The sequence below is a fragment of the Xanthomonas sp. NCPPB 4467 genome (genome assembly GCF_041475665.2).
Classification (GTDB): Bacteria; Pseudomonadota; Gammaproteobacteria; order Xanthomonadales; family Xanthomonadaceae; genus Xanthomonas; species Xanthomonas dyei.
In genome coordinates this window covers 2,391,819-2,407,669 of record NZ_CM191260.1, presented here as the reverse complement: position 1 = coordinate 2,407,669, position 15,851 = coordinate 2,391,819, and the positions used below count along the sequence as shown (strand labels likewise).

The following is a 15,851-nucleotide window of genomic DNA, read 5'->3' as shown; positions in this document are numbered from 1 at the left end:
TATTCAAGACATGCACCGCAACGCATACCGTCACTTCTTCCTGCGTCTTAACTCATCCTTGAAGCGTGGACAGGCTTTTCAAAAGTGGGGCGGGACGCTGCTGTCGACTCAATGGATGGGCCGCTGCATTGGCGGCCATGATTGTGCAGACCTGCGCATTTATGCCAACCGCTCTCAAGTAATGAACATCCCATCAACATAGTGATGACATTCGCTTTACACGGGCATACGCAGTATCGCCGCACTTCATAGCCTGGATCGCTTGTGAACTTTTCTTCCCCCCTGTTTGCACATGCACGTGCAGCGCGGTCGTCCTGACCGTACAGGCGCACTCGCTCCCCTGATCAGCCTTGCCTTGTTTGCCGCATGTGTGCCCCTGGCGCACAGCGGCGAAGTGCGGTCGACAGATGTGACTGGCGCCTCCATCGCCCTTACGCCCATGCAGCAAGCCGAGCAATTGCGCGGCCAGCAGCGCTATGCGGAGGCGCTCGCCATCTACGAACGCGTGTTGCGTGCCGACCCGCGCGACAAAGGCGCGTACACGCTGCGTGCGCTCACGCTCAGCGATCTTGGCAGCGCGCAGCTTGCCGCAGAAGCGATGTGGCGCCATCCGGACTGGTTTTCGCAGCAGGAGCGCGAGCGCATCGACAACGATCGCGTCGCGCGCATGATCGGCTGGGCCAGCGCCGAGCCGGTCGATGCCGCGCACCGCTATGCCGAGACCGATCAGGCATTGGTCAATGTGGCGCGCATCGAGCGCGACGCACCACCACAGGTGGCCTGGGAAGCGACGCGCTTGCGTGTCGACAGCCTGGTTGCGCTCAATCAGCGTCAGCACTATCGCGACGTGGTGGCCAACTATCAGGCATTGCGTGCGGACGGCATCGAGGTGCCCAGCTACGTGCTGCCGACGGTTGGCGATTCGCTGATGGGGCTGCGTCGCCCTACCGAAGCCGAAGCCGTGCTGCGACAAGCGCTGCAACACACCCCGGACGACTTCAACACACAACTACTGCTCGGCTACGCGTTGCTGGAGCAGGAACGCTTCGATCAGGCGATGCCGTTGTTCGAGCAGCTGGCCGCGCCGCAAGCGCCTTGGCCACGTCGTGCCGGCGCAACCAGCGGCTACGAAAACTGGGACCGCTTTAGCGCCGATGTCGCACTCGCCACCGCGCGCTCCGCAGCCAACGACAACCGCGGTGCGGACCAGGTATTGCGCGAGCGCATCGCGATTGGGCCCGATAATGCCGAGCTGCAAGCGGCACTGGCATCGATCGAATCGCGCCGCGGACACACCACGCAAGCCCTGCAACGCAATCAGATCGCGCTGACGCTGGACCCGCATCAAAAACAGGCACGCAGCGGCGTGGTCGAAAACCAGCGCGATCTCGATCGCCTGGATCTGGCCGATGCGCAGTTCAAGACCTTGCGCACCGAGTACCCCGATGATGTCGGCCTGCAACGGCTGGGTGCGTCGCTGGAGCGCCAACGCGGCTGGCAGGTGCATCTGAGCCATGCGTGGGGCCGCAGCGACAACGACAACAGCGCCACCGCAACCTCGCCGCTCGGCAATCATTTCGGCAGCTCGCTGCTGGAAGCCGAATCGCCGCTGCTGGGCGAGCGCTGGCGCGTGGGCTTGCGCGCGCGCGAGGACTGGGCCGATTTTCAGGACACCCGCGTGCGCTATCGCAGCTTCTGGCTGGGCACGCACTACCGCTACGACCGGCTGGATCTGAGCGCCTACGGTGGCCGCGCGCTCGATGATTTCGATCGCGATGGCACCGCCTGGGCACTGGATGCGGGTTGGCGATTCTCCGATGCGTGGTACGGCAGCGTCGCCTGGCGCACGCGCGATCCGGAGGCCTCGTTGCAGGCGCGTCGGTTGGGCATCACCGGCGACAGCATCGGCGCGACGCTGCGCTGGACACCCAACGATGAAACGCGCTGGGACCTGCAGGCACGCCAGCTGCGTTACAGCGATGGCAATCGGCGCAACCAGCTCGATCTGTCCGGCAGTCAACGCCTGTGGGCACGCCCGCATGTGCTGGTCGACGGGCTGCTTTCCGCATCTGCCGGGCGTGCCGAAGACGACCGCGTGGTCGATTACTTCAACCCACGCCGCAGCGCAGGCGTGGCTGCGGGTGTGCGGATCGAACAGATTGGCTGGCGGCGTTACGACTACGCGTTTCGGCAGCGTCTGGAAGTCACCGCCGGCCCGACCTATCAATCCGGCTTTGGCAGCCAATGGGTGCCCGCGCTGGTCTATCGGCATCTGTGGTCGCTGGGCGATGGCAGCGCGTTGACGTATGGCGTGAGCTGGTCGCGCCCGGTCTACGACGGCCGGCGCGAACACCAACTTGGATTGGACCTGGATTTCCGATGGGGAGGTACGCCTTGATCCGCCTGCCGCTGTTGCTGCTCGCACTGCTGCTGATGACCTTCGCGTCGTCGGCGCATGCGGGTCTGCTGGTGCTCAGCTACCACGATATTCGCGACGACGTCGCCGCCAAAGGCGACCCGGATCGCTACGCAGTGTCCACCAGCAACTTCGCCGCGCATCTGGATTGGCTGCGCTCGCACGCGTATCACCCGGTGAGCGTGCAGCAGGTGCTGGATGCGCGCGCAGGACGGGGTGCCATGCCCTCGCGGCCGGTGTTGCTCACCTTCGATGACGGCTTGCGCAGCGTCTATACGCGGGTATTTCCGCTCTTACAGGCCTACGGCTACCCCGCGCTGGTCGCGCCGGTCACCAGCTGGGTCGAACTGCCTGCAGGCAAGGTGGTGCCCTACGGCACGCGCGATTTCACCCGCGACGACTTCGTCACCTGGGCGCAATTGCGGCAGATGCAGGACAGCGGCCTGGTCGAGATCGGCTCGCATAGCGACGACCTGCATAAAGGTATTGCCGGCAATCCGTTCGGTAACCAGACCCCTGCGGCAGTCACCCGGCTGTGGGATGCGAGCAGCGGCTACGAAAACGAAGCCGACTATCGCCAGCGCATCGAAACCGATCTGCGGCATAGCCGCGATGCCATCGTGGCGCATCTGGGCAAGCCGCCGCGCACGATGGTGTGGCCGTATGCCGCCTACAACCGCGCCAGCAACGCCATTGCCGCGCAACTGGGCATGACGCTCAGTTTCGATCTGGAAGGCCGCTCGCACGAAGCCGATATCGGCCAGCAAGGCCGCGACCGTGTGGATGGGCAATCGCTGGCCAGCCTCGGGCGCTTGTTGTTGTTCAACAACCCCGACGTGCGCGACCTGGCCGGCGAACTGCGCCGCGATCTGTCGCGCGATGGACTGCGCGCCATCCAGATCGACCTGGATTACGTCTACGACCCGGACCCGGCACAGCTGGCGCGCAACCTCGACATCCTGGTTCAGCGCGTCAAGGACATCGGACCCAGCCACGTCTTCCTGCAGGCCTTTGCCGACCCGGATGGCGATGGCGCGGCCGATGCGCTGTATTTCCCCAACCGGCATCTGCCGATGCGCGCCGACCTGTTCGGACGCGTGGCATGGCAGCTGCGCACCCGCGCCGGCGTGCGCGTATTCGCCTGGTTGCCGGTGCTCGGCTTTCATCTGCCCGACGCGCAGCAACAGGCCGCACTGCAGATCCATGCGAACGACCCGAAGGATGTGCCGCGTCTGGACCCGGGCAACCCGCGCACCCGCCAATTGGTCGCCGACGTTTACGAAGACCTTGCCGCGAATGCCTACTTCGAAGGCCTGCTGTTCCATGACGATGCCTACCTGCGCGACGACGACGTGCCGGCCTACGGCGGCGGCGATCCGGCCAGGCGCACGCAGGCGCTGATCGGCTTCACCCAGCAGCTCAAGGTCGCTGCAGAGCGCTGGCGGCCCAAGCTGGTCACGGTGCGCAATCTGTTCGCGCAGCCGGTGCTGGAGCCGCACAGCGAAGCGTGGTTTGCGCAGCGTCTGGACGCCTTTTCTGCCGCCTACGACTACACCGCGTTGATGGCAATGCCCTACATGGAAAAGGCCGACGACCCGCAGCAGTGGCTCACGCAACTGGCCACGCGCGTCGGTCAGCAGCCACATGGTTTCGACAAGACCATCTTCGAACTGCAGACCGTGGACTGGCGCACCGGCAAGCCGCTACCTGAGGGCGTGCTACTGGCACATTCCAAGTTGCTGCTGGCGGCCGGAGTGCGTCATCTGGCGTATTACCCCGACGATTTCATTGGCGGCCATCCGTCCCTGCCCGAAGCGCGCGAAGCCATCTCGGCCCGCCAATTCCCCTATATCGAGCGATGACCGATGACGACCAGCCTCTTACTGGCCGCCCTGTTCAACTTCGCGTTTTACTACCCGATCATCATGGCGTTTTTCTGGATGATCGGCGGTATCTACTACTACCTGCGGCGCGAACGCGGCACACCAGGGCCGTCCAAGCCGTCGCCGATGGCCAGCGAGCCGTTCGTGTCGCTGCTGATGCCTTGCTACAACGAGGCCAAGCACGTCGCCGAAACCATCGCAGCGATGAGTGCGCAGCACTATGCGGACTTCGAGATCATTGCCATCAACGACGGCAGCACCGATCGCACAGCCGAAGTCCTCGACGACCTCACGCATCAATACCCGCGTCTGCGCGTGGTGCATCTTGAGCAAAATCACGGCAAGGCCAACGCCTTGCGGGTCGGCACGCTTGCGGCGCGGTCCGATTATCTTGTGTGCGTGGATGCCGATGCGATCCTCGACCCCAACGCAACCCGTTGGATGGTGGGTCACCTGATTTCCGGACCGCGCGTCGGCGGCGTTACCGGCAACCCGCGCGTGCGCAATCGCACCACGCTGATGGGCCGTATGCAGGTCGGCGAGTTCTCCGCAATCGTGGGCCTGATCAAGCGCGCCCAACGCGTGTACGGCCGCCTGTTCACCGTGTCCGGTGTGATCTGCGCGTTTCGTCGCTCAGCCCTGCACCACGTCGGCTTTTGGTCCGACAACATGGTCACCGAAGACATCGACATCTCCTGGCGCCTGCAGCTCGATGGCTGGGATATCCGTTACGAGCCCAACGCGCTGTGCTGGATCCTGATGCCCGAAACCTTTGGCGGCCTGTGGATGCAGCGCCTGCGCTGGGCGCGCGGTGGCGTGGAGGTCTTACTGAGCCATGGCCGCCGCGCACTGGCCTGGCGCAGCCGACGCATGTGGGCAGTGCTGCTGGAATACACGCTGAGCCTGATCTGGGCCTACGTGATGTTGTTCATCATCGTGCTGTGGGTGCTCGGCAAGTTCATCGCGATGCCGCCTGCGTTGTATGTCGACACCATCCTGCCGCGTTGGCATGGCCTGGTGCTGGCAGTGGTCTGCCTGCTGCAGTTCGGCACCAGCCTGATCATCGAACGTCGCTACGAAAAAGGCCTGGCACGCCAGTTTTTCTGGGTGATCTGGTACCCCGCCGCCTTCTGGATGATCGGCATGCTCACTGCCGTCATCGCCTTCCCCCGCGCCCTCATCGCACGCCGCAATAAACGCGCGCGATGGAAGAGCCCCGACCGAGGAATCCAATGACCCCGCCCATCATCAACCTGCCGCAACGCCTCGGCCGCTCGCGCCGTCTCGCCTACGGCGCCGCCACCGCCGGCGCCTGGATGGTCTATTTCTATCTCTGGGCACCGCTGGCCACGCTGATCGCCTGGTTCTTCGGCCTGCGCAGCGCGTACACCGAGCTCTACCTACAGCACAACGCTATCGACCCGTTCGCCCTTGGCGCCCTGCCGGTTATCGCCCTGATGGCCGCCATCACCACGGTCGGCTGGGCCGAATACAACCGCCTACGCTTCGCCAAGGCCGACAAGCGCAAACGCCCCCGCACAGTGGCCGAACTGGAAGTGGACCAACGCCTGGGCGCCACCGAACAACTCGGCACCCTGCTCCGCCACACCCGCATCTCGTCGGTATCGATGGATAAGTCCGCACGGCCGGTGGGGGTGCGGGTGGTGCGACGTCCCCCCAATTTTGAGTAGCGCCTCAGTTTGGAGTCCAATTCCCTATCCCGAGGAGATTGGACGTGAAGAAGCGTTTTTCCGAAGAGCAGATCATCGGCTTCCTGCGCGAGGCTGAAGCGGGCATGGCCATCAAGGACCTTTGCCGGCGGCATGGCTTCAGTGAGGCCTCGTACTACCTGTGGCGCAGCAAGTTCGGCGGGATGAGCGTGCCCGATGCCAAGCGGCTCAAGGACCTTGAGGCCGAGAACACGCGACTGAAGAAGTTGCTGGCCGAGCAGTTGTTCGAGAACGACCTGATCAAGGATGCGTTGCGAAAAAAGTGGTGAGCGCACCGGCACGTCGTACGCTGGTGCGCGAGTGGATCGAGCGTGGTGCCAGCGAGCGTCATGCGTTGGCAGTGATCGGCATGAGCGCCAGTGCACTGCGTTATCGCCCGCGCGAAGATCGCAACGTCGAACTGCGCGAACGCATCGGTGCGTTCGCGCATCGCCATCGTCGCTACGGCGTAGGAATGATCTATCTCAAACTACGACAGGAAGGACGCCTGGTGAACTACAAGCGCGTGGAGCGGTTGTATCGCGAGCAGCAGCTACAAGTCCGGCGCCGCAAGCGCAAGAAGGTACCGGTTGGCGAGCGTCAGCCGCTGCTGCGGCCAGCGCAGGCCAACCAGGTGTGGTCGATGGACTTCGTGTTCGACCGCTCCGCCGAAGGCCGGGCGATCAAGTGTCTGGTGATCGTGGACGACGCAACGCACGAAGCAGTCGCCATCGAGGTGGAGCGCGCGATCTCCGGGCACGGTGTTGCACGCGTGCTGGATCGGTTGGCAGAGAGTCGCGGCCTGCCGCAGGTGATCCGCACCGACAACGGCAAGGAGTTTTGCGGTAAGGCCATGGTCGTCTGGGCGCATGCCCGTGGCGTGCAGTTGCGGCTCATCCAGCCAGGCAAACCAAACCAGAACGCCTACGTCGAATCCTTCAACGGCCGGCTACGCGACGAATGCCTCAACGAACACTGGTTCCCAACACTGCTGCACGCGCGCACCGAGATCGAACGCTGGCAACGCGAATACAACGAGGACCGACCCAAGAAAGCAATTGGCGGCATGACGCCGTCCGCTTATGCCCAACATCTGGCAAACACCGATATCATCAACCCCGGACTCTAAACCCGATCGCTACTCAGGGCGGGGGGACGTCGACCGACCCTTGGTCCGAGTGAACCAGGCAACCAGCGTTGGGTTTGCGCCGCCAGACCGCAGACAACAAGGCCTGCACGACCAACTCGGTACCGGCCCGATCGCGCATTGCCCAGCCGACGACCTGCCTGGAAAACAGATCGATCACAACCGCCAGGTACATCCAGCCTTCATGCGTGCGGATGAAGGTGAAATCGCTCGCCCAGGCCGTGTCCGGCGCGGTCACGTCGAACTGTCGGTCAAGCAGGTTGGCAGCCGCCTTGCACTGCATCCCTCCATGGAAGCGCGGTTTGCGACCATCGCCCACCTGGGCACGCAGTCCCTCGGTGCGCATCAGCCGATGCACCCGATGGCGACTGCAACGTTCCCACAGATCGCGCAGATCCTGCGCAATCTTGCGATGCCCATAGATGCTGCCGCTGGCCAACCAGTGGTGCTTGATCAGTCCCAGCAAGCGCTCATCTTCCTTGGCGCGCTCACTGTCGGGCGAGCGTCACCAGGCGTAGTAACCCGCCCGGTTGACGCGCAATACCCGACACATCGCGCACAGCCTGAATTCGCTGCGATGGGCCTGCATGAACGCGTACTTTGCCTTTACCCCTTGGCAAAGTACGCGGCGGCTTTTTTAGGATGTCGCGCTCCTCGGTCACTCGACGCAACTCTGCCTTCAGCCGCCGGACCTCGGCGCTCTGGTCCACCTCGGCGCAATGCACCACGCCAGGCTTGCCGAACTTGCGCAGCCAGGCGTACAGGCTGTGCGTGGCGACACTTCCATGGCCTTGAGATGTCTAGGAAACCCTTGGCGTATCAGTGGATCTCAGCCCAGTGTGACAAATTTTTCGCGCTTCAAACTCCAGCATGGGCACGGGTTGGTAACCAACTATCTACAACTGGCCATGAATTTTGACCGCACCTGGGACTCGACGCCATCTATTCTATTTATTTCCTTGAGGAAATCACATTTCGGCCTCAACCCATTAACGGGATATGTATAAACCCCCTCCCTTTCATCCAATTTATTCAAAGCCCACCATACACGCTTATCGCGATCCCGGAAGCGCACAGCCTTTACCCCATCAAGTTCAGATACAATAATCGCGGCTCTATCGCCCCTAAACCTTGCATCCAACGCTTGCAGCTGACCATATACTTCCTTATCCCTAAGGGAACAACCCAGTAGGTTTTGTAACAACATAAAAATCAATGAAAAATTTACAATCCTAAATATATCCTTCATTCTATTTTCCAGGATTCAAGAACTTCAGGCCAGATGGAACAACGCCACCCTTAGGAATATGATAATAACCAACTTTCAAGTCACTTCCGAGGAAATTCATAAATGCACCTCCAGGCAGAATCGAGCCATTATTCTCAATCCCAGCAGCTGCAAGGCCTACACCGACAGTGGTGGCGCAGTTACTTGAAAGAACATGATAAGGATTTTTTGAATCAGCCCTTATCGCCTCAATGATCGCCCGCTCTTGCTTAACATCAGTCTTGAGAACGATCACCTCCACAAAACGATCACTAATTTGATCATTTAAGTATTCATCAAAACTTGATCCAAAATCATGTTTAGTGCCACGACTATAAACACCCTGCCCTTCTATTGCGGTCGCCAAGTGGCCGAACGGATTATCAGCTGTTCCTCCTGACAATATCAACGCAGTATCGAGACCCAGCAAATCACTAGCAAATAAAGGATTACCTCTTACATAAGAATAGGTGTTTACCCCACCCCCTAATCCCACAGGATCACTCTTCGAGTAACGACCAGTTGCAGCGTCGTAGTCCCGGAAATAGTTCTGATTGAATCCGCTAGCTGTATCGAACCGCTGACCCGGAAAACGCATATCCAATATAAACGCTTTACCGTCACCATCGGGATCCTGATTCGGCGCCGTACTCCCAAACGCCTCACCCTTTAAGTTCCAAGTCCACACAGCCACATTACGCCCTGGATCAACCACCACGCGCGGGCTACCCAAGTGGTCAGGCTCGATGTAGGCCAACTTGGCATCCGCACCGGTGACGCCCACCGGCATGTCGTCTAGCCAGATCGCTTGCTGCAGCGAATTGCCCGCGTTGTCGTAGTCACCCATCCAGCGGCCGGACTCATCATAGAGCGTGTAAGTATTTGCAGCACCGAGGAAGCGACGGACCTGCTCGCCCTTGCCGTTGTAACGGTACTCGCGGGCCACAGTGCCATTGCGCTTGACCTGACTCATGCGGCCGGTCACGTCGTAAACGAATTCGCGCTCGGTTCCGTTGATCGAGGTTGTATCGCCTACGGCGTTGTAGACACGTGGTATTGCACCCACTTTCGTTAGCCGATGGCTGTTCGCTTCATAGGTGTAAGCGACCTCGCCGGCGGCCGACTTACTGCTCTGCCGGTTGCCGGTCTTGTCGTAGCTGTAGCCATCCAGCACTGTGCCGGTCACTCCATCCTTGAACTCGGTCAAACGTCCAAGCGAGTCGTAGCCAAGCGTGACATCCGCAACCGTGCTGCCTGCGGGGGTCAGCTTAGAGAGATTGCCCACAGGATCGAAGCCGAAGCCAACATCCAATCCCCCCGCACTTATGTCTTGAATCGCCTTTGGCCGGTAGTCCTGATCATAAGCACGCGTGAGTACACGACCATTGCCGTAGGTCCAGCCTGCAACCGGACCGAGCGGAAGATAGCTGGCGTTTTTCAAAAGGATCTGGCGTACGCCCGTCGCCGGGGTATAACCCACCTCGATGGCCTGGCCGAGTCCATTGCGAACGTAGTCGACCTTGGCTCCATCCGGGTAGATCACACTCGCCAGACGACCAGCCGTGGTGTAGCCATAGCGCAACACCAAGACTTTGCCGTTGGTCGTCTGCTGCTTACGCACCAGATCGCCGAAGCTGTTGTAGCAGTACTCCGTCGCCCCGCTACTGTCCTTGATGGACGCCAAGCGGCCGGTCGCGAATGTCTCTCCTGCCTGGCAGCTAGCTGGCACGGAGTCATAGGTATAAATGACATTGAAAGTGCTGGCTGGATAGCTCAGCTTGGTCAGTCGTCCCAACGCGTCATAACTCGAACTGATCTTGACCCCACGAGCTGTCGCTTCAAGTGTGCGGTTGCCGGCAGCGTCGTAGCCATAGGTTGTTGCGCCAGTGTCAGGACTAGTGAGCTTGCCAAGATCCCCGAGGCTGTTGTACTCGTAACGCGTAGTCAGACCCTTTGGATCGATTACGGCAGTGACGCGGTCCAGGGCATCCAGCTGCTGTGTCGTTTCTACCGCAAGACCGCCAACATCCTGAAGCGTGCGCGCGACGCGACGCAGCGGATCGGGATCCAGCTGCGTCTTGCGACCCAGCGCATCGGTCACCAATGTCAAATCACCGTTGAGGTCGTAGGCAAAATCAGTCGGATTAGCAGACGCATCTGCCTGCGTCTCCAATTGCCCGAGCTTATTGTAAACGCGCGTTAGAGTTTTCTTGACATTGCCGGATACATCTTTGACGTCTTCCGTCAGACGATTCCCGGCCGCATCAAGGACGTAATGAACGTTATTACCTGCGTCGTCGGTGATATCGGTCAGACGGTGTGCCGGATCATAGCCGTAAGTCACCGCGTTGCCATCCGGCTCTATCACCTGCTTTACATTTCCTGTCTCGTCATACTTGATCGTCGTTACGCGATCCTGCGTAGAAGCAGCGCCACCGGGAGCTGATCTGACAATTTTGGAAGTCAGCCATCCGCGAGGCGCGTAACTGATATCAGTCGCCATCCCATTCGAGTCGACGACTCGTGCAGGTTTGCCATTGGCGTCATATGACGCGTATGTGGTGACCTGCCCTATAGCATTTGTAGCCTGAAAGAGATCGCCAGCAAGATGGCACTGGCCACCTGCCGTACCACACCCAGATTCATCAGTGGAGGTAAAGTAGCGGTACGTCGTAACATCGTTCACATCCGTAAGTGGACCGTCCAATGAAAGAATCAAGCCCAATTGCGGACAGTTGACTGCGTCCACCTTTTCACAATAGCTCGTGCGCCACTGACGAACGCCTGCTGGTGCATTCGTGGCACTCCCACAGTCGTAGGAAGCAGCAGCCGCCACGGCCATGTTTATCTCGCAACGGGCCGTTTGCAGGCCAACAGCATTGTAGGCCCACTTCGACTTCGACTTGACGACATTACCAGCGTCGAGAACTGTGCGCTCAAGGGGCTCACGGATTCCTGCGTTCCAAATCGTGTTGATCGTTCTCTGCTGTGTGGAGCCTACTGCATCAATCTGTTGCTGAAGTAGACCATTCGTGTCGAAACTAGTCTGCGTTTTATTACCCTGGAAGTCTGTTTTTGACGCGACATAACCATTTGCATCGTAGGTTATGGACTTATATGGCTGGTTGCACTGTGTGCCGCAAGGCAAACCAGAACTTGCAAAACGTATCGCACCGGTCGCGGCATCAACGAACTTAAGATAACTACGCACTCCTAATGGACCAATCACGGATGAATTAACAATCCCATTTGTAGAATACGCATCGTAGTCGATCTTCGTAGTTTCAACCCCGCCAGCGAATGATGCCGATGTCGCTTTTCTACCTGATTGATATGTGACCGTCTCGTAACGAGCACCTTTTTCATCAGTTACGCCTGTCATCACGCCAGGAAGCGAATTACCCCCAGTAAAATTACTCTCATTATAAAGATAGCCGACCGACTTTCCGTCTGGGTACTTCACTGATGCCAGATAGCCATTTACATCGTATGAAAAAACAACCCTCCCTTTATCAGGAAGCGTTATCCCAGCCAACCTCGATTCACTATCGTAGTCAAAGTTCATCTTCCGTCCGCTTCTATCAGCGGCGCTCAAAAGAACTCGACCACCAACACCCGTGGCATCGGGGAGGCTGTAGGTCAGCAGATAGATCCTCTGGCCTGACTTATCGTAGACCTCCTGCAAAAGTCCCTTTGCATCATAAATCTCTGTCTGCTGGGTTGCTGAGATCGCCAGTGCAAAACCCGCACCATCTGGTCGTTCGACAATCGTTTCCGAGTAATCGGCGCTAGCCTTCCAGACGCCATTAGTCAAGTTGAACGTTACCGAGCTTCCATCTGGGCGATGGGCATTGATCGCCTGAGTGTCAGTGATTGCGGTCGTAGAACGTTGGATTTCCAGACTACGATCAAAGAAATGGCGCCATTGCTTCCCCATTGAGGTAGAGGTCACCGACAACGAGCTATTGTAAAACCTCCGAAATACAAGACCACTTGGATTGTCGTAGTCTGTATCTTGACGATAAAAATTCCCTGTCGCCGTATTGATAGGGTCACCTTCAAATACAGATCCAGGTTTATTTGCGTCAGCTGCGCTATCGCGGCTTCCGCGCGGCCCGGTCCCGTCCCTTCCGGTGCCCAGCCCTCCACTACAGGACATGTTACAGCTGCCAAGATTCTTTCTCGGCGAACCGACAGAATAGGTCGTTGGAGTAACAAAATAGCCAGATACATCATTCGGCCACATGACAATTGCTCCCGACGTGGTCGCATTGTACCTAACCACCGGCCAGGACGAACATCCTTGGGGCTTTGTTATACAACCCTTTGTCATCTGACCAATAATCCAATCCACACCGGCGCCTGCCGATTCAAATTTTGGATTACCGTAGATGGTGTTAAGTGTGTACGGAGGCCCGTAGTAAGTCGCCGCATTTGCATCTATTGAAAGAGTAGACAGCAATCCGACAGACAAGCAAAAATTGAAACACCGACCTAATGTACCCGCCACAATATTCACACCACACTCCCTGTGATTAAAGATTTAATTAAATTAAAATTTCATTACCACGATGATGGGTAAAAACAAAAATTTGACTCTTTCCACTGAAGCCCAGAGGCATACTTAATTCGCGTCAAGCTTAAAAACTACGGCTCAAACACCTTCCACCTGCACGCTTAGATAACACATGAATGTTGCATGTATTTGCCAGGGCGTGACCAATTCGATTCTGATCTAAATTTTCGCCCCCCCCTCCGCGATTTTGAGTAGCGCCTCAGTTTAGAGTCAAATTCCCTAGCCCAAGGGTATTGGACGTCGGAGTGCCACCGCGTTGATCAGTACATCGATGCCGCATCTGGTCCTCCAAGTGCCGCGTAGGTACTCAATCTAGCGCCGAGGAGGTTTCGAGGAGCGTTGCTGTTGGTGACTTGGCCACTGGATAACAGACTCAGCTGCGTTGGCATTCCAAGCACCAAGCAGATAGATCAATTTGATCGAATGGTGGCAACTAAACCTTCCAGGCCCGCGGAAAACGCATGGACAATTGCGTCGCTGGGTTACCGCCAATGGTGACCCCGGCCCGATTCGAACGGGCGACCTTCCCCTTAGGAGGGGGACGCTCTATCCAGCTGAGCTACGGGGCCAAGGGCGGCATTGTCGCATGTTCAGCCAGCTTGCCAAGCCGGCCGGGGGTGGGTGGAGCCTGCTAAAATCGGCGGCTACCCGTGTCGCTACCGGCCCTGGCTGCCGCGCGACCGCCACTGTTTCCAGGAGATTCCATGTCCGCTGACCTGCTCAAGGCGCTCGACCTCGCTGCGTCCAATTCCGGCACTTACCTCGGCGAGGCGACCTGGTCGCAGGCCACCGGCGCCGGCGTGCTGCAGCCGCTCAATCCGACCACCAATGCGGTCATCGCCGATGTGCAGGCGACCACGCCGGACGACTACGAACTGATCGTGGCGCGCGCGCAGGCCGCCTTCAAGGTATGGCGCACCACGCCGGCGCCGCGTCGCGGTGAGGCGGTGCGGTTGTGTGGCGAGGCGCTGCGCAAGCACAAGGATGCGCTCGGTTCGCTGGTGGCTTTGGAAATGGGCAAGAGCAAGCCCGAAGGCGATGGCGAAGTGCAGGAGATGATCGACATCGCCGACTTTGCCGTGGGCCAGAGCCGCATGCTCTACGGCTACACCATGCATTCGGAGCGTCCCGGTCACCGCATGTATGAGCAGTACCAGCCGCTGGGGCTGGTGGGCATCATCAGCGCGTTCAACTTCCCGGTGGCGGTGTGGGCGTGGAATGCGTTTTTGGCGGCGATTTGCGGCGATATCTGCATCTGGAAGCCGTCCAACAAGACCCCGCTGACCGCGATCGCCACGATGAAGATCTGCAATGCAGCGCTGAAGGATGCCGGCTTTCCGGACATCTTCTTCCTGATCAACGATGCCGGCACTTCCTTGTCTGAGAAGCTGGTCGAAGACACCCGCATCCCGCTGATCAGCTTCACCGGCTCGACCCAGATCGGTCGAGTGGTGGCAGAGAAGGTTGCGCACCGCCTGGGCCGTTGCCTGCTGGAGCTGGGCGGCAACAACGCCATCATCCTGGACGAGACCGCCGACCTGAAGCTGGCCATCCCCGGCATCGTATTCGGCGCGGTCGGCACCGCCGGGCAGCGCTGCACCACCACGCGCCGCCTGATCGTGCATGACTCCATCTATGACAACGTGCTGGCCACGCTGGTCAAGGCGTACAAGCAGCTCGACAGCAAGATCGGCGACCCTACCGACCCGGCAAACCTGGTGGGCCCGCTCAACAGCCGCGGCGCGGTGGAGCAGTTCCTGGCCTCGATCGCCAAGGCCAAGGCGGCCGGCGGCACGGTGGAAGTAGGCGGCACCGCGATCGATCGCCCGGGCAACTTCGTGCTGCCGGCCATTGTCACCGGGCTGCAGAACAGCGACGCGGTGGTGCAGCACGAGACCTTCGCCCCCATCCTGTACGTGATGAAGTACAGCACGCTGGATGAGGCGATCGACCTGCAGAACGGCGTGCCGCAGGGCCTGTCGTCGTCGATCTTTACCCAGGACCTGAAAGCGGCCGAGAAGTTCCTGTCCGCTGCGGGCAGCGATTGCGGCATTGCCAACGTCAACATCGGCACCTCCGGTGCGGAGATCGGCGGCGCGTTCGGTGGCGAAAAGGAAACCGGCGGCGGTCGCGAGTCCGGCTCGGATGCGTGGAAGGTCTACATGCGGCGTCAGACCAACACCATCAATTACTCCGACTCGCTGCCGCTGGCGCAGGGCATCAAGTTCGATCTGTAATCGATCACATCGCAGCGCGCCCAGCCATTGCCGGCGCGCTGCAGGTGTCGCATGGTCACCCTGCTACGGGCGGCCCGCAATCGCGATAGAGAGAACGGCACGCGCCACCCCGCAGCGGTTCGCCAAGCGCCGATGACGTCTCGGCCGGGACCGTGAGCGCATTGATAACGCCTCCCTGCCCCACGCAATCAGACAGTTCAGGCCACCCGCCCCGGCAGCCGATGGCCCGGCGATCGCGTTTCCGCCGCAGACGGCACGCCATTCGGGCGGCCGCTCTGGGATAATCGGGCCACGCCAGCCCTCTGCTGCCGTCAATCTCTAGGAGTTCATGATGAACGTTGTCGTTCGACAGACCAGTGCCATGGCGATCGTCAGCCTGGTCGCAGGCATTCTCGGCTGGACGCTGATCCCGGTCCTTGGCAGCGTGTGCGCCATCATCACCGGCCACCTGGCGCGCGCAGAAATCCGCCGCAACCCGCAGGGGCTGGAAGGCGACGGCTTGGCGATCGGCGGGCTGATCCTCGGCTGGCTGGCAGCGGCCATGTGGGTGATCGGCATTGCGATCTTCGTGCTGTTCTTCGGCGGCCTGGCCTGGCTTGCGGCCGCAAACAGTTGA

At 59.8% G+C, this 15,851-nt stretch carries 8 protein-coding genes, 1 tRNA gene and 1 pseudogene; 7 read left to right on the top strand and 3 right to left on the bottom strand.

Going from position 1 to position 15,851, the window contains the following annotated elements; translation table 11 throughout:
- Window positions 1–439 precede the first annotated feature (439 nt).
- The 5 genes from pgaA to ACCQ06_RS10555 all read left to right on the top strand — a co-directional run bounded on the left by pgaA (window position 440) and on the right by ACCQ06_RS10555 (window position 7,137).
- The gene (gene pgaA, locus ACCQ06_RS10575; protein ID WP_316692572.1) at window positions 440–2,398 is read left to right on the top strand and encodes a poly-beta-1,6 N-acetyl-D-glucosamine export porin PgaA; all 1,959 of its coding nucleotides are present in this window, start codon (window positions 440–442) and stop codon (window positions 2,396–2,398) included.
- Entirely contained in the window at window positions 2,380–4,278 is a 1,899-nt protein-coding gene (gene pgaB / locus ACCQ06_RS10570) for a poly-beta-1,6-N-acetyl-D-glucosamine N-deacetylase PgaB (RefSeq protein WP_316692306.1), read from the top strand. The genes pgaA and pgaB overlap by 19 nt, the downstream gene beginning before the upstream one ends.
- A gap of 3 nt (window positions 4,279–4,281) precedes the next feature.
- Window positions 4,282–5,535, top strand: coding sequence for a poly-beta-1,6-N-acetyl-D-glucosamine synthase (pgaC, locus tag ACCQ06_RS10565; RefSeq protein ID WP_316692305.1), 1,254 nt, complete (start codon window positions 4,282–4,284; stop codon window positions 5,533–5,535).
- A complete protein-coding gene (pgaD, locus tag ACCQ06_RS10560) occupies window positions 5,532–5,990 on the top strand; it encodes a poly-beta-1,6-N-acetyl-D-glucosamine biosynthesis protein PgaD (RefSeq protein WP_316692303.1) in 459 nt (152 codons plus the stop codon). The genes pgaC and pgaD overlap by 4 nt, the downstream gene beginning before the upstream one ends.
- A 44-nt stretch (window positions 5,991–6,034) precedes the next feature.
- A protein-coding gene (locus ACCQ06_RS10555; protein ID WP_425611865.1) for an IS3 family transposase occupies window positions 6,035–7,137 on the top strand; the annotation gives its coding sequence in 2 pieces (ribosomal slippage) (window positions 6,035–6,293 and window positions 6,293–7,137; 1,104 coding nt in all).
- A 31-nt stretch (window positions 7,138–7,168) separates the two neighbouring features.
- Here the strand turns inward: ACCQ06_RS10555 and ACCQ06_RS10550 are convergent.
- From ACCQ06_RS10550 to ACCQ06_RS10540, 3 genes and pseudogenes are all read right to left on the bottom strand, one after another.
- A pseudogene (locus tag ACCQ06_RS10550) lies at window positions 7,169–7,934 on the bottom strand (IS3 family transposase); the annotation flags it as partial.
- Window positions 7,935–8,405: 471 nt separating this feature from the next.
- A complete protein-coding gene (locus ACCQ06_RS10545; protein WP_316692300.1) occupies window positions 8,406–12,941 on the bottom strand; it encodes an RHS repeat-associated core domain-containing protein in 4,536 nt (1,511 codons plus the stop codon).
- A 549-nt stretch (window positions 12,942–13,490) separates the two neighbouring features.
- A tRNA-Arg gene (locus ACCQ06_RS10540) sits at window positions 13,491–13,567 on the bottom strand.
- 135 nt (window positions 13,568–13,702) lie between these two features.
- Here ACCQ06_RS10540 and amaB point away from each other — a divergent pair.
- Together amaB and ACCQ06_RS10530 are read left to right on the top strand one after the other, a co-directional pair.
- Window positions 13,703–15,235: an L-piperidine-6-carboxylate dehydrogenase gene (gene amaB, locus ACCQ06_RS10535; RefSeq protein ID WP_316692298.1), complete on the top strand. Its 1,533-nt coding sequence runs from the start codon at window positions 13,703–13,705 to the stop codon at window positions 15,233–15,235.
- 331 nt (window positions 15,236–15,566) lie between these two features.
- Window positions 15,567–15,851, top strand: a complete 285-nt coding sequence (locus ACCQ06_RS10530; RefSeq protein ID WP_316692296.1) for a DUF4190 domain-containing protein — start codon at window positions 15,567–15,569, stop codon at window positions 15,849–15,851.